The 21,888-nt window shown below is 53.0% G+C and carries 21 protein-coding genes; 5 read left to right on the forward strand and 16 right to left on the reverse strand.

The annotated features are described in order from the left end of the window. Positions 1-8: 8 nt before the first annotated feature. The 11 genes from HN413_14815 to HN413_14865 all read right to left on the reverse strand — a co-directional run bounded on the left by HN413_14815 (position 9) and on the right by HN413_14865 (position 9,903). Positions 9-389, reverse strand: coding sequence for a GxxExxY protein (locus tag HN413_14815; protein MBT3391667.1), 381 nt, complete (start codon positions 387-389; stop codon positions 9-11). A 98-nt stretch (positions 390-487) separates the two neighbouring features. Then, positions 488-1,837 carry a 30S ribosomal protein S12 methylthiotransferase RimO gene (gene rimO, locus HN413_14820; protein ID MBT3391668.1) on the reverse strand — a complete coding sequence of 450 codons (1,350 nt, stop codon included), beginning with the start codon at positions 1,835-1,837 and terminating at the stop codon, positions 488-490. An 87-nt stretch (positions 1,838-1,924) separates the two neighbouring features. Next, a complete protein-coding gene (locus HN413_14825) occupies positions 1,925-3,196 on the reverse strand; it encodes a DUF4115 domain-containing protein (GenBank protein MBT3391669.1) in 1,272 nt (423 codons plus the stop codon). Positions 3,197-3,717: 521 nt separating this feature from the next. Continuing rightward, positions 3,718-4,335, reverse strand: coding sequence for a 50S ribosomal protein L9 (locus HN413_14830; GenBank protein MBT3391670.1), 618 nt, complete (start codon positions 4,333-4,335; stop codon positions 3,718-3,720). 191 nt (positions 4,336-4,526) lie between these two features. Continuing rightward, the gene (gene tsaA / locus HN413_14835; GenBank protein ID MBT3391671.1) at positions 4,527-5,006 is read right to left on the reverse strand and encodes a tRNA (N6-threonylcarbamoyladenosine(37)-N6)-methyltransferase TrmO; all 480 of its coding nucleotides are present in this window, start codon (positions 5,004-5,006) and stop codon (positions 4,527-4,529) included. A 90-nt stretch (positions 5,007-5,096) separates the two neighbouring features. Further along, entirely contained in the window at positions 5,097-6,092 is a 996-nt protein-coding gene (locus HN413_14840) for a TGS domain-containing protein (GenBank protein MBT3391672.1), read from the reverse strand. A gap of 79 nt (positions 6,093-6,171) precedes the next feature. Beyond that, the gene (locus HN413_14845; GenBank protein MBT3391673.1) at positions 6,172-7,356 is read right to left on the reverse strand and encodes a glycine C-acetyltransferase; all 1,185 of its coding nucleotides are present in this window, start codon (positions 7,354-7,356) and stop codon (positions 6,172-6,174) included. A 77-nt stretch (positions 7,357-7,433) separates the two neighbouring features. After that, positions 7,434-7,718: a GIY-YIG nuclease family protein gene (locus tag HN413_14850; GenBank protein MBT3391674.1), complete on the reverse strand. Its 285-nt coding sequence runs from the start codon at positions 7,716-7,718 to the stop codon at positions 7,434-7,436. 3 nt (positions 7,719-7,721) lie between these two features. Next, on the reverse strand, positions 7,722-8,714 hold the full coding sequence (locus HN413_14855) for a prephenate dehydrogenase (GenBank protein ID MBT3391675.1): 993 nt from the start codon (positions 8,712-8,714) through the stop codon (positions 7,722-7,724). 11 nt (positions 8,715-8,725) lie between these two features. Continuing rightward, a complete protein-coding gene (locus HN413_14860) occupies positions 8,726-9,253 on the reverse strand; it encodes an HD domain-containing protein (GenBank protein ID MBT3391676.1) in 528 nt (175 codons plus the stop codon). Then, positions 9,253-9,903 (reverse strand): site-2 protease family protein, encoded by a 651-nt coding sequence (locus HN413_14865; protein MBT3391677.1) that lies wholly within the window; start codon positions 9,901-9,903, stop codon positions 9,253-9,255. The genes HN413_14860 and HN413_14865 overlap by 1 nt, the downstream gene beginning before the upstream one ends. 124 nt (positions 9,904-10,027) lie before the next feature. Between HN413_14865 and HN413_14870 the strand changes: the two genes are divergently transcribed. Then, positions 10,028-11,446 carry a trimethylamine methyltransferase gene (locus tag HN413_14870; GenBank protein MBT3391678.1) on the forward strand — a complete coding sequence of 473 codons (1,419 nt, stop codon included), beginning with the start codon at positions 10,028-10,030 and terminating at the stop codon, positions 11,444-11,446. Beyond that, positions 11,440-12,147: a GMP synthase gene (locus HN413_14875; GenBank protein MBT3391679.1), complete on the forward strand. Its 708-nt coding sequence runs from the start codon at positions 11,440-11,442 to the stop codon at positions 12,145-12,147. Before HN413_14870 ends, HN413_14875 begins: the two co-directional genes overlap by 7 nt. Before the next feature lie 59 nt (positions 12,148-12,206). On the opposite strand, the gene HN413_14880 is transcribed toward HN413_14875, so the two are convergent. The 3 genes from HN413_14880 to HN413_14890 all read right to left on the reverse strand — a co-directional run bounded on the left by HN413_14880 (position 12,207) and on the right by HN413_14890 (position 16,503). Continuing rightward, positions 12,207-13,712 (reverse strand): apolipoprotein N-acyltransferase, encoded by a 1,506-nt coding sequence (locus HN413_14880; GenBank protein MBT3391680.1) that lies wholly within the window; start codon positions 13,710-13,712, stop codon positions 12,207-12,209. Positions 13,713-13,721: 9 nt separating this feature from the next. Further along, complete coding sequence (locus HN413_14885; GenBank protein ID MBT3391681.1) at positions 13,722-15,842, reverse strand: NAD(P)/FAD-dependent oxidoreductase; 2,121 nt, start codon at positions 15,840-15,842, stop codon at positions 13,722-13,724. 112 nt (positions 15,843-15,954) lie between these two features. Continuing rightward, positions 15,955-16,503: a PadR family transcriptional regulator gene (locus HN413_14890; GenBank protein ID MBT3391682.1), complete on the reverse strand. Its 549-nt coding sequence runs from the start codon at positions 16,501-16,503 to the stop codon at positions 15,955-15,957. Between the two features lie 195 nt (positions 16,504-16,698). On the opposite strand from HN413_14890, the gene HN413_14895 reads away from it, so the two are divergent. Together HN413_14895 and HN413_14900 are read left to right on the forward strand one after the other, a co-directional pair. Next, positions 16,699-17,577: a fumarate hydratase gene (locus HN413_14895; protein ID MBT3391683.1), complete on the forward strand. Its 879-nt coding sequence runs from the start codon at positions 16,699-16,701 to the stop codon at positions 17,575-17,577. A 91-nt stretch (positions 17,578-17,668) separates the two neighbouring features. Further along, a complete protein-coding gene (locus HN413_14900) occupies positions 17,669-20,056 on the forward strand; it encodes an FtsW/RodA/SpoVE family cell cycle protein (protein ID MBT3391684.1) in 2,388 nt (795 codons plus the stop codon). Between the two features lie 37 nt (positions 20,057-20,093). Here the strand turns inward: HN413_14900 and HN413_14905 are convergent, their stop codons facing one another. After that, a complete protein-coding gene (locus HN413_14905; protein MBT3391685.1) occupies positions 20,094-20,468 on the reverse strand; it encodes a (2Fe-2S)-binding protein in 375 nt (124 codons plus the stop codon). Positions 20,469-20,595: 127 nt separating this feature from the next. Here HN413_14905 and HN413_14910 point away from each other — a divergent pair, with 127 nt between their 5' ends. Beyond that, a complete protein-coding gene (locus HN413_14910; GenBank protein MBT3391686.1) occupies positions 20,596-21,348 on the forward strand; it encodes a MerR family transcriptional regulator in 753 nt (250 codons plus the stop codon). A 55-nt stretch (positions 21,349-21,403) separates the two neighbouring features. Here the strand turns inward: HN413_14910 and HN413_14915 are convergent, their stop codons facing one another. Next, positions 21,404-21,862 (reverse strand): DUF1801 domain-containing protein, encoded by a 459-nt coding sequence (locus HN413_14915; protein MBT3391687.1) that lies wholly within the window; start codon positions 21,860-21,862, stop codon positions 21,404-21,406. Positions 21,863-21,888: the final 26 nt, after the last annotated feature.

Consider the following 21,888-nt stretch of genomic DNA (forward strand, 5'->3'; position numbering starts at 1 on the left):
AGAGTTTTTTATAGATTGTTGACGACACGGTGAATACCATTTTTTACGAGTCTTTCACCGAAGTTGATGACCATACCCAGTTTGACATTTGTCAATCGCAGGTAAGTGAGTAATTGAGCTTCAAATATCTTGTTGTATTGAGATGTTGATTTTATCTCGACAATTACTAATCCACCAACCAGTAAATCGAGACGAAGCGGGTTTCCTAATTGTTCCCCTTTATAGACTATGGGAATGATTTTTTGTTGTTCAACTGAGATGTCGCGTTGCTGAAGTTCCCAAATCATCGCTTCTTCGTAGACACTTTCCAGCAATCCTGGTCCACCAAGTGTACGATGAACTTCAATCGCTGATTCAACAATCACACGGCTAATCTCATTTTCCTTCATCATTTCACCCTATATTTTTTAACGCAAGGCCACAAAGATGCAAAAACGCAGAGCTTTTTTATTTTTCCTTTGCGTCTTTGTTCCCTTGCGTCTTTGCGTTAAATCTCTTGTGCTGTATCTAACACGCCTGTAAGATCATACGGCATTGCGCCTGTGATGCGGACGGGGGTCATCGCTCCGATGGGGAGATCGTCTTCGACGATGACCATGCCGTCAATTTCGGGAGCGTCGCGATAGCTGCGTCCCAATGAGATGCCATCGCCCTGGCCTTCGATGAGCACATCCAGGCTGGCACCGACAAGGCGCTGGTTGCGGGCCAGTGAAATGGCTTGCTGCCGCTCCATGAGCTGCTCCCAACGGGCTTGTTTCACATCTTCGGGAACAGGATCACCCAAAGGCTCGCTGGTTGTGCCCGGTTCAAAGGAGAACTGGAACGCGCCAACGCGGTCAAATTGAATCTCGTCAATGAAATCCAGCAAGGTTTTAAATTCGGCATCGGTTTCGCCGGGATAGCCTACAATGAAGGTCGTGCGCAGAGCCAGATCGGGCATAGCAGCGCGCATTTTCTCCAGGGTACGGTAGACCCAGTTCATATTGGCGGGGCGGCGCATCCGGCGCAGGGTATCAGGGTGGGCGTGCTGCAGAGGCATATCCAGATAGGGCAGCACTTGTGGATTTTCAGCCATAACTTCGATGAGTTCATCAGTGACATAGCCAGGATAGGCGTAGAGCACCCGCAGCCAGGGTACATCAGGGACGGCGGCGCTCAACTCGTCGAGCAGGGTTGCCAGACCGTTGCGCATGCCGAGATCGTGGCCGTAATCGGTGGTGTCCTGGGCGATCAGGTTGATCTCGTACACGCCCATCTCTTGCAGCGCGCGCGCGTCGGTCAGAATCGCCTCCATAGGACGGCTGACGGCAATACCCTTGATGAGCGGGATGGCGCAAAAAGCGCATGGGCGGCGGCAGCCATCGGCAACTTTCAGGTAGGCGCTGCCTCCTTGCACGTTGACGCGCTGCGTCCCGGCATCGTCGCGGCCTACGTCGGCGACATCGGGCAGATGGTAGAGCGGGCCAGGGTGTTTGCCATCGCGCAATTGGCTAACGACATCGAGAATATCCATCCAGCGGCGCGTGCCAAGAATGCCATCAATGCCAGGGACTTGTTCAATAACATGCTGGCCGTAGCGTTGCGTCAAGCATCCGGCGGCAATCAACACCTGACCGGGTTTCTTTTCGGCGGCCAAGTTTTGCAAAGTTTGCAACGATTCGTCTTTGGCCGGACCAATGAATCCACAGGTGTTGACGATGAGTACTTCGGCCTCGGCAGGTTCATCGGTGGGTGCAAAGTGGTCTTGCATCAGCAACTGCGCCATCGAGTCGGAATCGACTGTGTTTTTGGCGCAGCCAAGGGAGATCAGGTGGAAGTTTTTTTGAGTAAGGGGCATAATAACCAATCACTTAAAATTGATTCAATCTCAGTATAACCAAATGATAAAAAGTGCGTAGAGATTGAACCAATTTGTCGTATCCGTCTACGGACTTTGCGTTCCGCGCGGCGTGCGTGTAACCCGCGGGGTGCGCGTTGGGGTGGGCGAAATAGTTGGCGTGGGGGTAATCAGGCCATCGGGAGCCAGGATAAAATTGACAACTTCATTATCGCCGCCCAGCACGCCCAATTCCACACCGTTATAGGTCACTTGCAGGGCTGCCGCATCTCCGCTGAGAACTTCGATGCTTTTTTCCCCGGCGAAGGTTTGAATGCTGCCGGGCGCGAGACGTGCATTAAAGGCAATTTTTCCATCTACAATCACGCGCACAAAAGCGCGCCGCCGGGTTGAAACCTGCACTTGTACAGCCCCTTCGATAATTTCATTCGCCGGATCAGCTGGATTATTTGCCCCGGTAATGCCGCCAACCACCGTTTCGGCAGCCACATCAATCAGAGATGGCACGGTAGCGGTTGCGCTAGGTTCAACCGAAGGTGTAGTGGAGGGCAGCAACACATCAGCGATTGAGGGTGCGGTGGGCTGGGGTGTTTCTGGCAGGTTGCGCGCGGCAGAAATTTGCAATCCGGCCCAGAGTATAAAGGTGATCACTGTGAAAACAATCATCCCGCCAATCAACATTTCGCGCGAGAAAAAGCGCCGTATTGGTGTAAGCGGTTTCACCGGAGCGCGTTTGGGACGTTGTTCGGTGACATTATTTTGTTTTTGCTCTGCCTTGCGTTCGCCTAATTGTGCCTGTAATTTTTCGGCATAGCGCAGCAGCATGGGTTCGGGGTCGAGGCTGAGAAACTCGGCGTAGTTTTTTAACATCCCGGTGCCTTGTACGGCAGAGGGCAAGTCATCCATATCGCCGCGCTCTAAAGCCTGTAAATAGTGCAGCCTGAGATGTGTGTGCCGGGCGACATCGTCGAGAGATAGCCCCAGGAGTTCGCGCTGATTTTTTAGCGTCTCACCAACTTTAATGAAATTTGTTTCTGCTTCTTGTGTGGGGGTGATTTTTGCAGACGACTTAACATCGGTAGGCTTGTCTTCTGCTAGGCTTGCCTGAGGCGGCATTAACGCCATCAGGGCATCTTTTTCCAAAGCCTCGAAAAGCGGGATAGTATCCAGGTGCAAATAACCGGCATAGGCACGCAGAAAACCGCGCATCTGCACACGCGATGGCAGCGCGTCGAAATTTCCGGCTTCCATAGCGCGTAAATAATGTAAACCAATATGGGTTTCTGCCGCCGCTTGTTCAAGCGTTAATTTCAGCGCTTCACGCGCCAGGCGTAATTTATTGCCAACCGCTGCACTCATGGGAAGTATTATATCGGAAATCTGGCGCTTTGATATTTTGTGTGGGTGTCTCTACCGTACATTTGCACCCTGTGGCTCAAAAATAGGTCGCGGATGACGTGGATCGGGCAGATTTTCACGGATTTTTTGTTTTATTGTATGGGTCAATAGTAGCTTGAATAGCGAAACCATCGTTGTCATTCCGAGCGCAGCGAGGAATCCCTTTGAAACGGGTTGATTCATCACTTGCATAGGCACTTTTCAACATTCCGGCTAAGGGATTCTTCACTCCGCTGCGCTCCGTTCAGAATGACGCGTGCTCAAGCTTTGGTTGATGATTACAGATTTTTTGTTTTATCTGCGAAAATCCGTTGGTTCCGCGTCATCCGCGTTCCGTTTTCACAGATATACGGGAGAGAAGTGCGAAAAAAACGGACACGCATAAACATGGATTGAGGTGAGATTTATAGGAAAAACAAAAAAAGGCCAGAGGCGGTTACACCACTCCGGGCCTTTATAATGCTGATCTTGTGATTTACGGTTTAGAGCTGATCGAGAATATCATCCACGCTGGGCGGGGAATCGTCATCGACGCCTTCATCCGATTCCACTTCATCAGGTTCCACTTCATCGAGATAGACGACTTCGGCAGCTTCGTCCTCATAGGTGAGTTCTTCCCTGGCTTCAGCTTCCGCAACCGCGGCTTCGGGGCTTTCACCTTCGCGATGGACAATCACCTCAATGGCGGGGATCAGGTCGACAGTCAGACGAACTTCAATGCTGTGGGAGCCAATCGTGCGCAAAGGCTGAGCATCAATCTGGCTATGGCTGATTTCCACACCCACTTCCTGAGAAAGCGCTTCAGCGATCATACGCGTATTGACGGAGCCATACAGACGGCCAGTTTCACTGGCGCGCACCGGGAAGGTCAGAACCACTGCTTGCATCTGTTCGGCAAGGCCACCCAGTTCTTCGTTGAGTACCGAGCGTTGCTTATCAGCTTCGACACGGATATTATCCACCATTTTCAGCGCACCGGGGGTAGCCAGCACAGCCAGTCCATGGGGGATTAAATAATTACGGCCGTATCCATTGGCAACTTTTTTAACGTCACCGGCACGGCCAAGTTTGTACACATCTTGCAAAAGTAATATTTTCATTTGTTCAAGCCCTTTCGTTTGACTTTGCTAATTTACGACGAAAGTAGCCAGAAAATAGGGGTATGTGGAGAGCTTTACTCTCCACATACCCCTATTTTCGGAAGTCTTTTCGCCGTAAATTTAGTTGATTTTCCCGGGCGAAGGGTACAACGCACCGAGCGGCGGGATTTTACCAGATGAATGGGAACCCGTCAACGGAAGCGTTCGTCCGAGCGTTTCTCAGCAACCGTATTTCTAGGCTTGCTCATCCAGCCGGTGCGCACGGTTTCATCAGGTTCAAAGGCAGGAATATAGGGCTTGATATCGAGTAGGGGCGTGCCGTCGAGAATATCTACATTTTCGATGTGTAAAATATTTTCTTGGGATTTAACCAATCGGACGATGGATAACCCGATGGGATTTGGCCGCCGAGGGGCACGCGTGGCGAACAGGCCCCGGGGCTGATCATCGAGAAAGGGCGTGACGCGCAGCCCGAAGCCCTGCGAACGATGCAAATGATACAACAAGATGATATGCGAAAATCCATCCAGATCGGCCAACCCGGACTGGAATTCAGGATACACCTCCACTTCCCCGCGGATACCTTGTGCTCCAGTGGGTTGGATGGGCATGCCCTCGATTTCGGTAAATGGGCTATGGATGATGCCGATAGGGATGTAAGTGATTGTCATACGCTGCGCTCCTGACGACAGAAGACGGAGGACGGGGGACAGGTATTCAACCCGGTCTCCCGTCCTCCGTCCCCGGTCTTCCGTCCTCTGTCACCGGTCTGTTTTAAGCTCTACTACGTCGCCTTCAGCGAGCACATACTCGCGGCTGACCATTTGCCCCTCAAAGGCTGTGCTGCCCCACACACGCGCTGATTTGAGATTCTCTTTAAAGTCCTGATGCACTTTTTCGGCAAAATCTTCCACGGTGCTGCCGTGTAGGAGCACAAAGGGCAAGTTGAAGTTGGGGTCAGCTCCGGGAGGGCGCGAGTAAACGCGTATAATACCCAAATTTCTGTAAACCACCTGTGCCAAACGACCAAAATTGCGCGCTTGCATCACCGAGATGGGAATCAACGGGCATTCCTCTCCTTCAAGCAGTTCACACAAGACTTCAAAGTCTTTGTCTTGCGCGTCGGTATCGGTTTTATTGACCACACCGATGATTGGCATGATCTTCATGCGCAATTCGTCTTCATACTGATCGCGCAAATATTCGGGCACAATACGACGCTCGGCCAGCAAGGCCAGGGTATCTTCGATCTGGCCGATGGGGTCAGCCAGCAAATCGACAATCAATAAGGCCAAGTCGGCGCGGTGGATGAGATTGAAGAGTTCGGGGTCTACAAAATCGGCATCCAGGGGCGGAGTGTCGAGGAGTTGCACCTGGATATTCTCGATTTGCCACATCCCCGGGGTGGGCACCCAGGTGCTGAAGGGGTAGGCTGCCACCTCGGGGTTGGCATTGGTCAGCGCTGCCACCAGGGCAGATTTCCCTGCGTTGGCAGGTCCCAACACCACCACTTGTCCCGCCCCCTCCGAATCGATATGATATGCAGAACTTTGCCGCGCCGCGCCTTGGCCCCCTTCGGAGGCCGTCCTCAATTTCGAGAGCTTGCGCCGCAGATCAGCCCGCAGATGATCGGTGCCCTTATGCTTGGGCACAATGCTGTACATCTCTTCCAGCCAGGCGATGCGCTCGTGGTTGGTAGTTGCCGCGCGGAATTGTTTCTCGGCTTTGGCGTAGTCGGGAGGGAGATTGGTAGGCATAGGCAATTAAGACTGGACTGGTTTTTCGAGTAGCGCTCCGAACGGCGGTACGTTGAAAAACCTGTCCAGTCTGGTAAATCTACGCAATCACACCAAGCTGGCGGCCAACACGCAAGAAGGCCTCCAGCCCTAGATCAAGGTCTTCCTTCTCGTGCGCCGCGGAGATCATCACCCGGATGCGGGCTTTGCCGCGCGGCACGGTGGGGAAGCCCAGCGCCATGCCAAATACGCCCGCTTCGAAAAGTTTGCGGCTGAATTCCTGCGCCAGTGGCGCTTCACCGAGCATCACGGGCGTGATCGGGGTGACGCTTTGGCCGGTATCGAAGCCCAGGGTGTTCATTTCGGTCTTGAAATAGTTGGCATTATCCCAAAGTTTATCAACCAGCTCGGTGGATTCTTCGAGCATGTCCACAGCTTCGAGGCAGGCCGCCACATCGGGGATCGTCATCGCCGACGAGAACAAAAAAGGCCGTCCGCGCTGCCTGAGCCACTCGACCACCTTGGCGTTACCGGCCACCACGCCGCCCATCACACCAAAGGCTTTTGACATGGTGCCAACTTCAACATCGACTTTGCCATGCAAATTGAAGTGATCGACGATACCGCGGCCACCTTTGCCAACTACGCCCTCGCCGTGGGCATCATCAACCATCAGGATAGCCTCATAATTCTGAGTCACGGCATAGATTTCATCCAACGGGGCCAGATCGCCATCCATGCTGAAGACGCCATCTGTGACCACCAGCGCCCGCCGGAAATTTGCTCGATGCGCCTTGAGTTGCACTTCAAGATCGGCCGCATTAGCATGTTCGAAGGCAATAATCTTGGCCCGCGACAGGCGGCAACCATCGATGATGCTGGCATGGTTGAGCGCGTCGGAGAAAATGGCATCTTCTTTACCCACCAGCGCGGGGATGACAGCCAGATTGGCGGTGAAGCCCGATTGGAAGGTGATGGCCGCATCAACACCCTTGAACTCAGCCAGGCGTTGATCCAGTTTGACATGCATATCCATTGTCCCGGCAATGGTGCGTACCGCGCCGGGACCGACGCCATATTTATCCATTGCCTTTTTAGCCGCTGCCACCAGCCGGGGATGATTGGCTAACCCCAGGTAGTTGTTGGAGCAAAAATTGAGCGCCTTTTTGCCATCCACTACCAGCCAGGCGCCTTGTGGCGAACTCAGCGTGCGGATATTGTTGTAAAGCCCGGCGTTGTGCAGGTTTTGTAGTTCTTCGTCAATCCAGGTCAATTTGTCGGTCATTGGCTCCTCGTTTCAGGTGGAAAAGTAGCAGGTTGCAGGTTGCAGGTTGAAGGTTTTAACGCAAAGTCGCAGAGTTTTTATCTTTTTTTCTCTGCGTCTTTGCTCCCTTGCGCCTTTGCGTAGAAAATAAGTTGTTGTTTTTTTGCCCGCGGTAATTTTTTGATAGCACGTTCGCGCTGGAGGGCCGCGGAGCGATTGGTCTGCGGCTCTACATACACAAGTTGCACTGGACGCCGCGTTTTCGTGTAACGCGCCCCGCGTCCGGCGTTATGCGCGGCCAAACGGCGCTGTGGATCGGTCGTCCAGCCGGTGTAGAGCGTGCCATCACTGCATTCAACGATATAACAGTAGGCTTCGTTCAATCGTTACTCTTCGCGGCGGGGTGGTTTGCCGCCAAAACGCAGTAAATCGCTAAAGACACTTTTGGCAACGGGTGTTTCAAGTTGGGGACGGTCTTCAGCGCTCCAATCGGCTTCCAGGCGCTCTTGCCACCACTGCTCACGCCCTGCGTAGGCACGTTCCAGGCGTTCGGCGAGAGCATCGTAATCGTCATGCTGAATATCTTCACGCAGCGCCTGTAACGCAGCGATAACGCTGCCTAACATCCGCAATGTATTTTCCTGGTTGAGTCTGGCGATGCTGGTGAGTGAGGCCGAATCGCCAAAATGGGCAATCGGGCCAGATACTTCGGCGTAGGCGCGCCCGGCCAGTTTGCGAGCTTCGCGCCACCCCGGCTGATCGACAGTGGCGTTGAGCAGCGCCGCGCCCAAAAATTGGGGCATCACATGTGTAGCGGTCATAATACCGTCTAGTTCGACGATGTCGGCAAATAGTGGCGTAGCCTCTATCAGGCGCACAAGATCGGCAGCCAGTTTGATGGCTTTTGAATTACTCTGTGGCGAGGTAGAAATAGCAATAATGCCACCGCGGAAAAGATCGGCACGGGCGGCTTCAATCCCCTTTTGGTCGCTGAGTAAATACTGTTGGGCTACCGAAGGGGTCAGGCCTACATAGGCACAATTTTCCGGTAATGCCGCGGCCACCCACTCGGCGATGCGCGATTTCACCGGGGCTGTGTCCATCAAGATGGCTCCGCTCTTCATTGCCGGGGCGACTAACTCAATCATCTCGCAGACCGCATCAAGCGGCAGCGCGATAATCACCGCGTCGGCATCGGCAACGGCATCTTCTGCATAGCGCACGGTTTCGTCTACGGCGTTATGTTTTTTGGCCTGAGTCGCTATTTTCAGGTTAATGTCAAAACCAACGCGCCGAACAGGATTCTGGCCTTCGCCCAGCGCCATGCCCAGCGATGCACCGATCTGTCCCAGACCAATAATTGCCAGTTTTAATTTCATAAGTAGCCTTTCTAATGGCGATCATCTGCAGCTTGCAGTAATTTCAGCAGACGGTCTTCCGGTGAGTGTGGGTTATGTGTGGATATTTCTTCTTGATGACAGCGGATGAGCGTCACTGCTCCGGGGGTGGTGCCTGCCTCTTGCGCAAGATCAGCCCCCCAACCAGGATGCTGCGCAGCCACCACGAAGGGGCGTGCCAACCCTCGGGGTGGATTCACTCCCCAAGCCTGACTCTGCCGCGGGAAAAACCACTTCCCCAAAACAACAAAAACCCGCTCCCATAGGCACAGCGGGTAGCGGATTTTGCCAATATCATGCAGCAGGGCGGCAATCAGCAGATCGGGGTTGGTATGGCCCTCCTGCTGGAGTGTTTGTAATACGCGCAAGCTATGACGCTGTTCGCTGGCCTGCAAGCGGGAAAATAACGTCATTTGCGCGGGAGTCAACAACTCGGATGCGCTTTGTTTTTGGTGTTGGGTAAGGGGGGCGGCGCTGAACGCAAACCAGAATTGGCGCGTTCGATAGCGAATGCCGTTCATTAGAAGCCTACCAGAAGCCTGTACAAGAACCGGAGCGGGGGGAAGATGATCCACTGAAATAGATCAATACCGATATACGGGCCGCCGACGATGACCAGCATCAAGATCATGGGGCCATAGGGGCGCATCTTTGCTAAAACATCTTTTCCGGCGGGCGGCAGTAGATAATCGGCAATTTTATCGCCATCCAATGGTGAAATGGGCAGCAGATTGAAGAGCATCAATAATAGATTGATGAAGACGAAATCGTATAACAACTCGGATACCGTGGCAAGCGCAAAATTGCCAGGATATACGGCATAGGCAGCGTTCAACCCCAGGCGTAAGGGGAGCGCGGCGACAATCGCCATAAGCAAGTTCGACATCGGCCCAGCCAGCGCCACCCACATCAGCGCGGCAGGTGAGCGACGCTGTAACGCATAGGGGTTTACCTGCACGGGTTTTGCCCAGCCAAATCCGGCCACAATCAGCATCAGCGATCCTAACGGATCGAGATGCGCCGCCGGGTTGAGGGTCAGCCTTCCGTTGAGACGCGGGGTATCATCGCCAAAATAATTTGCTGTCCAGGCGTGGGCGAATTCGTGCACCGAAAAAGCGGTTGCTAAAACAATCAGGCGTGAGATCAGGGTTGTCAGGTCTAAATCTAGCATTCATCACCTCGTCAATAATGAAGTGGATTATACCATCAGGGCTTAATGCGAGTAAAATTAGCCATACCATCAACCCGCTTGCGGTAGCGGAATTCCACAAAAAAACCACACAGGAGCAAGCATCATGCCCGATCGGTTACAGCGATTTTCAAGAGAAGATATAGAAAAAATTCATGCGTCTTCAATGCGTATTCTGGGCGAGATAGGGGTGGTTTTTCAAGCGCCCGAAGCTTTGCAGGTTTTCAAGCAACATGGCTTTAAAGTAAACGGACAGACCGTATTTTTTAACCAGCATCAACTCACAAAAGCCCTGGAAACGGTGCCGCAACAGTTTGAAATCACGGCGCGCAATCCGGAGAAAAGCGTTCTTGTGGGCAGCGGCGATCCGGTGTTTGCGCCGGGTTATGGCGCACCCTTCATCACGGATGCCAATGGCACTCAACGCCAGGGCAAGCTGGATGACTATATCAATTTTTGTAAGCTTGTGCATACATCTGAGCATATCGATATGCTGGGTTACGAGATGATTGATCCCAGCGATGTGCCCTCTGAACATGCATACCTGTATATGATGCAGGCCAATCTGACCTATTCTGATAAACCCTTCATGGGGTCTGTGGTACCCGTGAGCGCGGCGCTGGATGCCATTGAGATGGCAAGTTTCTTGTGGGGCGGAAAGGAATTCATTCAAGACAAGTATGTCATCCTGCCGACAATCAACCCTATCTCGCCGCTGGTATGGGATGAGAATATGTCTGGAGCGATTGTGGCCTATGCAGAAAATAACCAGCCAATTATGTTTGAAAACCTGATGATGTCTGGCTCCACCGGCCCGATCACCCTGGCGGGCACGATTGTGTTGCAGAACGCCGAGATTCTTTCGGGGCTGGTGCTTACGCAATTGATTACCCCAGGGCTGCCCGTCATTTTTGGCAATATTCCCGGCATCACTGACATGCGCAGCGGAAATCTCTCCATCGGCGCGCCAGAGACTTCGATCTTTGTTTCGGCAAACGCACAGATGGCTCAATTCTACGGAGTCCCTGGGCGCAGCGGCGGCAATCTCACCGATGCCCACATTCCCGATATGCAGGCCGGGATCGAATCGGCGCTGTGTATGTTAACCGCCATGCGCTCTGGCACGACTTTCCTGCTGCATTCTTGCGGAATTCTGGGAGCTTATCTCTCGATGAGCTATGAGAAATTCATCCTTGATGAGGAGATCATCGCCATGGTCAAGCGCATACTACGCCCGGTGATAATCTCCGATACGACGATTGATTTCGATACCATCAACGAAGTCGGCGCTGGTGGCGAATTCCTTAGCCATCCCACAACTTTTGAACATTTTCGAGATGAGCATTTTGACACCACTTTGTTCAATCGTCTGGGGTATAACGAGTGGGTACAACAAGGCAAAAAAGATGCCATCACGCGGGCCGGAGAAATTTATAAAGCGCGCTTGGAGAGCTACGAAAAACCTGAACTTGACCCAGAGATTGAGAAGAGAATTAGCAACTATATTCAGGAAAAAGTATGTTGAAAATTGGAATTTTAGATACCTTCCCACCTAACGAAATCACCATCAATTGGAATCACACCCCCGTTGATGCATATATCCGCTTTCTGGAACAGGTTAGCCCGTCGTTTTCGTATACCGGGTATGCTGTTGCCCAGGGTGAGTTTCCTGCTACGCTTGATGCGTGTGATGCTTATCTGATCACAGGCAGCCCGCGCGGCGTTTATGATTCCGACCCGTGGATTGCCCAATTAATTAATTTTATTCAAGCGAGTTATCAGGCAGGCAAGAAACTGGTCGGGATTTGTTTTGGGCATCAAATTTTAGCGCATGCTCTAGGCGGGTATGCGGCCAAATCCGTAAAAGGCTGGGGGTTGGGTTTGAAAACGTTTAATGTCAGTGTCCAAAAACCCTGGATGGAGCCTGTGCCTGATTCGTGTTCCCTGTATTTCGTACATCAAGATCAGGTGACACAATTGCCGCCCGAAGCCGAATTACTCGGCGGCAATGATTTTTGCCCGAATCTCTTTTTCAGCATAGACGATCAAGTTTTTGGCATTCAAGGACATCCCGAATTCACGCCTGACCTGATGCGCGCGATTGTAAAGACGCGTGAAAAATTTGTGGGGGCAGAACCCTATGCTGAAGCGCTCGATTCGCTCGACAGCGGCACACCTGATAATCGTCTTTTTGCACAGTGGATTACAAAATTTTTAACTTCATAACACCAATCCTGCGGACTTCAGTGCATTTCAATCTTTATGCTTTGTGGGAAATATGTGGGTTATGTTGGGATAATGTGGGATAACAAAGCCAAACTCAGCAGCACAATCAACCCTGCAACCATCAACCAGCCAAACCAGTCGCCAAAATGAGTGTACATTGTCTCGCCTTCAACTGTATATGTCTCACCCAAGATTACGCCGCGCTGGTTGATCTCACCTTCGGCGGTAATGCGTCCGTAAGGATCGATCACCAATGAGATGCCGCTGGTCGTGCCCAGACCCATCGCCACGCGATTCTCCGCGGCGCGAAAAACCCCATCCGAAGCGTGGAATGGCGGGAAGTTGGGGTTGGCATCAAAATCATCATCAACGGTCATCAATACGATCTCTGCACCATTGCGGGCCAGCTCGCGCGTGATCTCGAGACGATGCCGATCCCAGCAGACAGCCAGACCAACTTCACCGTAGGGGGATGTGAAAACGGGATAATCGCGCGGCCCCGGCACGAATCCGGCGGCTTCTTCACCGGAAGTCGTGTTGATCTTTGCTCTCCGGCCGGATTCTACGCCCGCGGGAGATACCATCAACGCCGTGTCGTGCATCCCGCTGGGAGCATTCCACACCACATCGGCGACGATATAGCTGCCCATCTCGGTTGCTAATCCTTTGAGTTGATCCATGAAATAGGCATCATCCGCGTCTGCAAACTCATTCTCCGACCAGACAACAAAGTCGGGATGCTGATCAGCAACAGAGCGAGTAAGCACTGCATCCAAATCGAAAATGGCCTGCGATATTTCGGGAGAATTGGCTTTCGTGCCATCAAATTCGCCCGTCGCAAGAATATCAGGGGCCTGGTTGACTAAATCTGTCAGCGCAGCAATGGTGAAGGTATCATCAGGAGGCTTGGGAATAGAAAACGCTCCCCAACTTAGTACAACGACAACGAAAGCCAGAGCAGCTAAACTTGTTCTCAAGCTAACTCTCAAACCTTCTAGCTTTCCAACTTTCAACACGAAAAACACAATCGCCACATTCGCCAGCATGATGAGAAAACTCAATCCCGGAAATCCAGTAACGCTCAAAACCTGCAACGCAGGCGGGAAGCGCCAGGCGCTCTTGGCGAGCAGTACAAACCACCAGTCATCAACAACCGGGGCGATGAATTTGACGAATTCAATCGCCGACCATGCTACAGGCAACGCAAGCAGTTTGAACACCCCAGGAAGGCGCGTTTCCAGCCACACGCCCAGTTGGATGATTCCGGCGTAGAAGCTGCCCACAGCCAAAATCAAAAAGTAGCCCAAAATAGGTGGGAAAATGTCCGGATACCAGTTATGCACCCCAATGGACAGAATCACGCCAAAGGGGAGCGCGATCGCGAAATGCTGTTTGGTCGGCGAAACCGCGAGCACTAGCAGCAACGGCACGAGGGCAATCCATCCCAAAAAGGGGATGTCGAATCCCGGCATGGAAGCCGTGAGCAAAATCCCAGACAGGGTGGAGAGAAGCAATTTAGCCAAAATGGGCAATCTTACGAGTTTGGTTATAGCGTTACCTGACATTCTGTTCTCCTAAAGAGTGCTCTTCAAAAGTTCGAGTGTACTTTCTACTGCAACGTCACCCTGATGCGTTCCGGCGATATTTCCCTGAGCATCTAGCACAACTACGCCTGCCATCTGATTGACGTCCTTCAGGTCGGCAGCGTTAGTGACTGTGCCGTCCCAATCGGGCAAGATAAGTACATAATCTTCGGCGTTGAGGCCTTCGGGCAGCGCCGCGGCGGCTTCTTCATAAGAACTGCGCATGGCGCGCTCAGCAAAATTACGGAAGAGTTTCGGCACTGTGCGCAGGTCTACTACGTTGGCGATCAGTAGATTTTCCGCTTTGGTGTAAGCCTCCACAGCACGGATGGCGGCGTTCACCTGCGCGGCTTCTTCGGAGGTCTCCTGCGTGTGGAAGATCAGCACAGCGGGTTTGCCGATGGCTTTCAGGCCAATCTCGCGCCCGGAGCCAATCGCTTTGAGCATCACATTGGGGAGTTTCACCCCCGGCCCCTCTCCTTCAAGCGAGTTGGGAGTCTGACTCCCTCTCCCAGTGGGAGATGGCTGGGGTGAGGGGTCTGACATCTCAATTCCCGTCATCAAAACTACCTCTTCGCCATCCAGATAACCACGCACATGGCTGGCGGTCTCGCGCCCGGAGAGCAACGCCGCGCTCATGCCGCCTGCAAAAGTCCATGCACCTGCCAAAAAGAGATTGGGAATCGGTGTGGCCGCGTTCAGGCGGTTGAAGTACATATTCTCCACCGACTGCTCGGTGCCGTAGATGCTGCCTGCCGGATTGCGGCTGTAACGCCAATTGGTCAGCGGGGTGCCAATTTCTTTGTATTTTATTGCCTTTCGCAAACCAGGGATTAATTTTTCAGCGCGCTCAATCAACTCGTCGGCAGCGGCCTCTTTGAGTTCAAGATATTGCGGATTTTTACCATAATCCTTGAGTGAGCCGCGCGTGCCCCATTGATCAAAGCTATCCCAATGAGCCAACGAGAAAATTCCTAAAACCGAACCGCGCGCGGGGGAGCACGCCGGGTCCACCTGATCGTAATGCGTAATCGAAATTCCGGTGCGCTCGAACACTCCATCCAAAACGGCCCGGTAATCTTCTTCGGCCTGATAACTCTCGTTGACGAAGATTTCGTGATGCGGCCAGCCTTCCGCCTTGAGATCACGATCCAGCCCGAGGTAGACGATCAAGTTTGAGATAGCGGGCGGGGCGGACTCGATTTCGGCTTGATACTGCGCAGGAAGATGTTCACGCCCCACAAATTTGAGCAGCGTATCAGGTGCATTGGCGTTGCTGATGACCACATCGGCCTCGACGCGTAAACCCTTTTCGGTCTCTACAGCGACCGCTTTTCCATTTTGGATTTCTATGCGATTGACCGTTTGCCGATAACGAATCTCGCCGTCGTTGTCTTTGATGGCAGCCTCGATGGCGCGGCTCATCGCCATGCTGCCGCCTTCGGGGTAATACGCCCCGAAGAGATGATAACTGACCCAGGGGAAGATAAAGGTTGCTGCGTTAAGTTGAGCGGGTGGCAGGCCGTAATAGCCCCACAACGTCGAGAAGACAGCCTTGAGCTGCTCGTCGTTAATGAACCGCGCCATGAAATCGGCCCAACTCATGGACATGGTTGCCAGCATCTTGGGGTACACGGTGGGCATCCGCTCGATGGGGGGGCGCGTGCCGATGGTCGCATCTTCACCAAAACGGCGCACCTGCCAGTAAGTCTCGATCATCTCCGCGATCATGGCGCGAATACCATTTTTCTCGTGGGGGAAGTTGCGAATCAGTTCGGCTTCATAGGCTACCGGATCGGCGTGGGCGGTGATTTCGTGTTCGGGGAACTGCACGGTGTAAAAGGGGTCCATACGATGAAAGTGGACGCGCTCGGTCACGCCCAAATCTTTGAGCACAGGGTACGCCCAGCCGCCGGGTCCGGCGCCATCAATGGCATGCAGGGCAACTTCAAAGCGATATTTGCCGCGCCGGAATTCGTGGGCGTAGCCGCCAGGGACGCTGTGATGCTCGAGAACGAGAACTTTTTTGCCAGCTTTCGCAAGGTAAGCGGCAGATGAAAGCCCCCCCAGCCCCGCGCCGATGACAACAACATCGTATTTTTCTATGGTCATGTTTAGCTCCTTAGATAAGTATTGATATATAATTATTGATATTCATAAACAAAAAAAAGAGAGTGGTCTCGTAGGTGACAGTCACGCATAACGTGACTGTCACCTTTCGTTTTTACCACCCCTCCACCATCCCAATCGTCTCATCCAGCCAGCGGACGAACATCTCTTCGAAGAGTACGCCGAAGCGGCGCGTGGCATCCCAAAGCTCGGCATCTTTTTCTAACTGCGGCATCCCTTCCGCAATTTCCCGGATGAAAGCGTGGGTGGCGGTTTCGTAATGTTCCATCTGGCGCTGGTGCAGATCGCGCAGCAGGCGCAATTGGGTGAGCATTTTTTCTTTATCGCCGCCCGCCGAAAAGAAGAGTTTCACCAGCAAGCCTTCTTTACGCGGCTGAAGCTCCGTTTCGGGTTGCGCCAGCCAGTCGTTTAAGTCAGCGTAGCCTGCCTCGGTAATCGTGTACACGCGCCGGTCGGGTCGGTTTTCCTGGGCTTCAATGTGTGATTTTAGCAAATCCTCTTCTTCCAGTTTTTTCAGCGTGGTGTATATTTGGCTCTGTTTGGCGTGCCAAAAATTGGCTGTGGACTCGTCCATAAATTGTTTGAGTTCATAGCCGGTCATGGGGGTGTAGTTGAGAAAGCCAAGCAAGACATATTTGAGCATTGCATCATCCTTTATATATAAATAATTATATATAAAGCAATAATTTTGTCAAGCAGAAAACCCGTTTTCCTCACAAATTCATTCGATTTGGGGTATGATATAGCCACAATCGGTCGTCAGTGACCCGTATTCAGTTACCGTCTGGATGCTGACCACTGCTTACTGATAACTGGTTACTGAAGTCTGGAGGTTTCCATGCAACCTGATCTCACCCAAAATATTCTCGAATTGGTACGCCTGACAGCCACCAATCTGCCCCTGGATGTGGAAGCAAAACTTCGCGCCTCGCTGGCACAAGAAGAAGCGGGTTCGGCAGCGGCGGGCGCGCTGGATACGATCATCCAAAATGTGGAAATGGCGCGCGCTAACTCCACACCAATTTGCCAGGATACTGGCACGCCACTCTTTTATGTGCATTACCCCGAGGGCTGGAGCACGCGCAAACTTCGAGCGCAGATTCAGGCCGCGGTGGGGCAGGCCACCAAACAATCATACCTGCGCCCCAACTCGGTCAACGCCGTCAGTGGCAAAAATACGGGTGATAATTCCGGCGATGAGCACTATCCCACGATCCATTTTGAAGAAGTGAACGAAGACCAACCCCTGACAATCGAATTGATGCTTAAAGGCGGCGGCTGTGAAAATGTTGGCGCGCAGTACAAGCTGCCAGATAACAAACTCGGCGCGGGACGCGATCTCGAAGGGGTGCGTAAAGTCGTGCTGGATGCGGTTTTTCAGGCCCAGGGCAAGGGTTGCGCCCCCGGCTCGTTGGGCGTATCCATCGGCGGGGACCGCGGTTCGTCGTATCTGGCCTCCAAAGAAGCTTTGCTCGGCCAGATGGAAGAAGCGAACCCCGCCCCCGAGATCGCCGCATTGGAAAAACGCATTACTGGGGAAGCCAACCAGATGGGCATCGGCCCGATGGGCTTCGGGGGCAAAACCACTGTGCTGGATACCAAGATCAAAGGGCTGCATCGTTTACCGGCCAGCTATTTCGTCTCGGTTTCGTATATGTGCTGGGCCTACCGCCGCCGCAAAATGATTGTAGCAAATGACAAGGTAGCGTATTCGTAAATCAAAACAGGCGATCAGGGATTATCTAATCCCTGATCGCTAATCGGGGGAATGATTTCACAGCCGCGGCTTTTCCCGATACAATAACCCTATGGATAAAACCCAACGCCGATTATTTGTGCTGGCAGCCCTGTTTGTGGGATTCTACGCCCTGGCCTTGACACTCTCCCCGGCGGCGCGCGCCCGCGCCTGGGATGTAGATTACCGTATCGGGCATTGGCTGGGCTATGCGATCTGGTTGGTGGGTTTTGCTCTGGCAATGCGCGAGACCCCCCGACGCCTGCCCAAAAGTGATCCTCTGTTGTTGCCCCTTATCGCCCTGCTCAGCGGCTGGGGCCTGCTGACCATCTGGCGGCTGACCTTTACCTACGGCCTGCGTCAAACTATCTGGCTGGCGGTGGCTCTCGGCGCGTTAATCGCGGGGTTACGGTTGAAGAATCTGCTCGATGTGTTGCAACACTACAAATATATCTGGCTGACCAGTGGCCTGATCCTCACTGCCCTGACCCTGTTTTTCGGCACCAACCCCCTGGGCTACGGCCCGCGCCTGTGGCTGGGATGTTGTGGGGTGTACCTACAACCATCGGAACCGCTGAAGTTGTTGCTGATCGTTTATCTCGCCGCGTATTTGGCAGATAATCGGTTGAAGGTTGGCAAGTTGAAAGTTGAAAGTTCGCCCCCAAACCTTCAACCTTCAACCTTCAACATATTAACCCCCACCCTCATTATGACCGGCCTGGCATTGTTGTTGCTCATCGTCCAGCGTGATCTCGGTACAGCCTCACTCTTCATCTTCATCTACTCGGTGATGATCTTCCTGGCAACCGGCTGGCGCTGGATTCCTGTGCTGAGTACTCTGGGGCTGGGGTTTGCCGGAGTAGCGGGCTACCTGCTCTTCGATGTGGTGCGCCTGCGCGTGGATGCCTGGATCAACCCCTGGCTGGACCCCAGCGGGCGTTCCTACCAGATTGTGCAATCGCTGATCGCGGTTGCCAACGGCGGACTCTTTGGGCGCGGCCCCGGAATGGGCAACCCAAGTGTTGTCCCCGTAGCGCACTCCGACTTTGTCTTCGCGGCGATAGCGGAAGAAACCGGCCTGCTGGGGACATTGGGCCTGTTTGTACTGCTGGGGCTGATTGTACAGCGCGGTTTGCGCATCGCCCGCACCGCCAGCGATCCCTTCCGGCATTATCTGGCTGCCGGGCTGACAGCTTATATCGCCGCCCAGGGCATTCTGATTATTGGCGGCAATCTGCGCCTGCTGCCCCTCACTGGCGTAACGCTGCCCTTTGTCTCCTACGGCGGCTCATCACTGCTGACTTCGTTTATTGCGTTGCTAATACTTTTACATATTAGTGTGCCGGTTGAAGGTTACAGAATGAAAGTTGAAAGCTCGCCTTCAACTTTCAACCTTCAACTTTCAACCCTTTTATTTAGCGCCATCGCCGCCGCCGCCCTCGTCAATGGTTGGTGGGGCTTTGTACGCGGGCCTGATCTGCTCACTCGCACCGACAACCCGCGTCGCGCGATTGCCGATCTAACGGTGCCGCGCGGCGCGCTGCTCGATCGCAATAATACCCCCCTGGTCGAAACCGATGGCCAAGCCGGAGGCTACGCGCGCCGCGTCCACACTCCTGAGCTGGGCTCTCTGCTGGGATACAGCCATCCGGTTTATGGGCAGGCCGGTCTCGAAGCCACACTCGACCCTTATTTGCGCGGCCAAACGGGAAATGATCCCCTCACAATCTGGTGGCATCACCTCCTCTACGGCGCGCCACCCCCGGGCCTCGATATCCGCCTGACCCTCGATCTGAATCTGCAAAATACAGCCGATGAATTGCTTGGCGATCATTCCGGCGCGCTCATTCTGCTGGATGCCCAAAACGGCGATATTTTAGCGCTGGCTTCACATCCTGGATATGATCCAAATCAGTTAGATGAGCTGTGGGATGCCCTGATCGAAGATGAACGCGCCCCGCTGCTGAACCGTGCTACCCAGGGAAGCTACCCAACCGGGAACCTGGGGTTGGTTCTGTTCCCGGAAGGCTTGCCTGCCGCCTGGCTGGAGTATGTTCCCCTGCGCCTGCCCGGTGATGATACAGCCCTGACCGCAGAATCTGCCAGCCCGATGAGCATCGCCTTGTTAGCCGCCGCGCTGAGCAATGATGGCCTGCAACCGGTGCCCAAGATCGCCCAGGCGTATCAACATCCTGAAAATGGCTGGAGCCTGCTCCCGGCGTTGGGCACGGCGCGCCATTACCCGACTCTGGCCGATGCAGTCAGCTTTGCCGCGGAGGGCGAACAAACCTGGCACATCTCGCTGGCCCCCGCGGGTGAAGAATTAATCTGGTATCTAGGGGGCACACTGCCCGCCGCGGAGGGCAAGGCGCTGGCCGTTGTGGTAGTGTTAGAAGAACGCAATTTGGCCCTGGCCGAGGCAATTAGCACAGCGATGCTGCACGCCGCACAAACTCCTTGATGAGGGAGGACAGTTGACGATTAGAAGTCAACTACAATTACTCACCTAATTCGGCTTTCTCGAACCATTCCGCTTCAGGCGTGACGTTGGCCTCTGGGTCCGGGCCGGTATCGCCGTTCCACTGGGGGGTATTCTCGGCGGTGACCAGCGGTTTGACAGTCATATCCGCGTTGACCACAATCTGGCAGGACAGGCGGAATTGGCCTAATGTGCCATTATTCTTGAGTTTGTTGTATTCGGCACGCGTCATTTCAGCGGGTTCGCCGTTCTCGAATTCCACGCGACAAGTTGTACAGCGCGCATTTCCTCCACAACGATGACCGATGCCAACTCCGGCTTCTTCGATGGCCAGAACCAATTTTTTTCCGGCTTCAACCTGGCTAGTTTTTCCATTAACAATTAATTTAGGCATGTGAAAATCTCCTGTAGGGCTTACGCAACACGATGAAAAATATCCCGATTTGTTGATGCATCGATTATACACGATGCCGCGATTTGCCCTTGACATTAACGTTACGTCATAGTTTATACTCCAGGCTATGAACTACACCGTCAAACAACTCGCCGATTTAGCCGGTATTAGCCCGCGCACGCTGCATTATTATGACGAAATCGCGCTACTCAAGCCCTCGGCACAGGGCGAAAATCGCTATCGTTATTATGATGAAACAGCCATGCTGCGCTTGCAACAGATTTTATTCTACCGTGAGCTGGGATTAAATCTAAAAGAGATCAAGGCAATACTGGATCAGTCGGAATTTGATGTTTTGAGCGCGCTTGAAGTACATAAAACAACTTTGCAAAAGCGCATCCAGCGGCTGGAACGTTTGATCCAAACAGTGGATGATACGCTGAATTATTTAACAGGAGATATCAAAATGAGCGAAGAACAAATTTTTGAAGGTTTTAGTGAAGATCAACAAGAAATCTATGCCGAAGAAGCCCGCCAGCGTTGGGACCCGAAGTTGGTAGATCAATCCATGAAACTTTGGAAAAGTTATTCCCCCGAAAAAAAGCAGCAAGTTATGGATGAGGGCAAAGCGGTTTATGTGGATATTCTGGCGAATATGAAAACGGGCAAAGAACCCGGCAGCGCGGAAGTTCAGGCTTGCCTTGTCCGCTGGCATGAGCACATGCGCTACTTCTATGAGCCAACCTGGGCTATCTTGCGCGGTCTGGGGCAAGGGTACGCCACTGATCCTGCATTTCGGGCCAATTTTGAGAAAATGCACCCCGATTTGCCCGATTTTCTAAATACAGCCATACAAATTTATACGGATGGCAAGATATAACGATTCTCAATTTGCCACAAGATGACAGTCATTTTGCGCAGTGATTGTCACCGGCTTATTTTTTAGCTTTACGCACCGAGGCAGCTTGTTTAACTCGTTCCACAAATTCGTTGGCGGCCATCGTAGCAATACTTTCGCCAATCAGGGGGAGCGGTAAATCATCGAGCTTGCGAAAACGCACACACGATTTGCCAACATCAAAGCGTTTTCCCGTCGCACGGTATGCTTGCTCAAAATCTTCACGGGCAGCATCATCCATATAAATGCCTGTCAGGTAAACAGCCATATGATTCTTTTGTGAGGCCAGGGCAGCATACATGAGCGGTTTTTTGTTATAAGTATCGGGATAAATTTCCAGGGGAACCTGATAGGTTATCATGCCCCAATTGATGACTTCTTCATAGCCATCGGGTAAATTTTCGAGAATCGTCTGGCGAACTTTTTCGAGGGCCAGGTGGCGCTCCTCCGGTAATTGGGCCAGATATTCAGCCACGGTTTTGGCGTCTGATTTCATATTTTTCTCCTTTGTCTGCTTTACCC

The organism is Chloroflexota bacterium (assembly GCA_018648225.1).
In the GTDB taxonomy this organism is placed as follows: Bacteria; Chloroflexota; Anaerolineae; order Anaerolineales; family UBA11858; genus NIOZ-UU35.

Coding starts and splice junctions, on each gene's coding strand:
- HN413_14815 (MBT3391667.1), bottom strand. CDS start 389: ATGAAGGAAAATGAGATTAGCCGTGTGATTGTTGAATCAGCGATTGAA.
- rimO (MBT3391668.1), bottom strand. CDS start 1,837: ATGCCCCTTACTCAAAAAAACTTCCACCTGATCTCCCTTGGCTGCGCC.
- HN413_14825 (MBT3391669.1), bottom strand. CDS start 3,196: ATGAGTGCAGCGGTTGGCAATAAATTACGCCTGGCGCGTGAAGCGCTG.
- HN413_14830 (MBT3391670.1), bottom strand. CDS start 4,335: ATGAAAATATTACTTTTGCAAGATGTGTACAAACTTGGCCGTGCCGGT.
- tsaA (MBT3391671.1), bottom strand. CDS start 5,006: ATGACAATCACTTACATCCCTATCGGCATCATCCATAGCCCATTTACC.
- HN413_14840 (MBT3391672.1), bottom strand. CDS start 6,092: ATGCCTACCAATCTCCCTCCCGACTACGCCAAAGCCGAGAAACAATTC.
- HN413_14845 (MBT3391673.1), bottom strand. CDS start 7,356: ATGACCGACAAATTGACCTGGATTGACGAAGAACTACAAAACCTGCAC.
- HN413_14855 (MBT3391675.1), bottom strand. CDS start 8,714: ATGAAATTAAAACTGGCAATTATTGGTCTGGGACAGATCGGTGCATCG.
- HN413_14860 (MBT3391676.1), bottom strand. CDS start 9,253: ATGAACGGCATTCGCTATCGAACGCGCCAATTCTGGTTTGCGTTCAGC.
- HN413_14865 (MBT3391677.1), bottom strand. CDS start 9,903: ATGCTAGATTTAGACCTGACAACCCTGATCTCACGCCTGATTGTTTTA.
- HN413_14870 (MBT3391678.1), top strand. CDS start 10,028: ATGCCCGATCGGTTACAGCGATTTTCAAGAGAAGATATAGAAAAAATT.
- HN413_14875 (MBT3391679.1), top strand. CDS start 11,440: ATGTTGAAAATTGGAATTTTAGATACCTTCCCACCTAACGAAATCACC.
- HN413_14880 (MBT3391680.1), bottom strand. CDS start 13,712: ATGTCAGGTAACGCTATAACCAAACTCGTAAGATTGCCCATTTTGGCT.
- HN413_14885 (MBT3391681.1), bottom strand. CDS start 15,842: ATGACCATAGAAAAATACGATGTTGTTGTCATCGGCGCGGGGCTGGGG.
- HN413_14890 (MBT3391682.1), bottom strand. CDS start 16,503: ATGCTCAAATATGTCTTGCTTGGCTTTCTCAACTACACCCCCATGACC.
- HN413_14895 (MBT3391683.1), top strand. CDS start 16,699: ATGCAACCTGATCTCACCCAAAATATTCTCGAATTGGTACGCCTGACA.
- HN413_14900 (MBT3391684.1), top strand. CDS start 17,669: ATGGATAAAACCCAACGCCGATTATTTGTGCTGGCAGCCCTGTTTGTG.
- HN413_14905 (MBT3391685.1), bottom strand. CDS start 20,468: ATGCCTAAATTAATTGTTAATGGAAAAACTAGCCAGGTTGAAGCCGGA.
- HN413_14910 (MBT3391686.1), top strand. CDS start 20,596: ATGAACTACACCGTCAAACAACTCGCCGATTTAGCCGGTATTAGCCCG.
- HN413_14915 (MBT3391687.1), bottom strand. CDS start 21,862: ATGAAATCAGACGCCAAAACCGTGGCTGAATATCTGGCCCAATTACCG.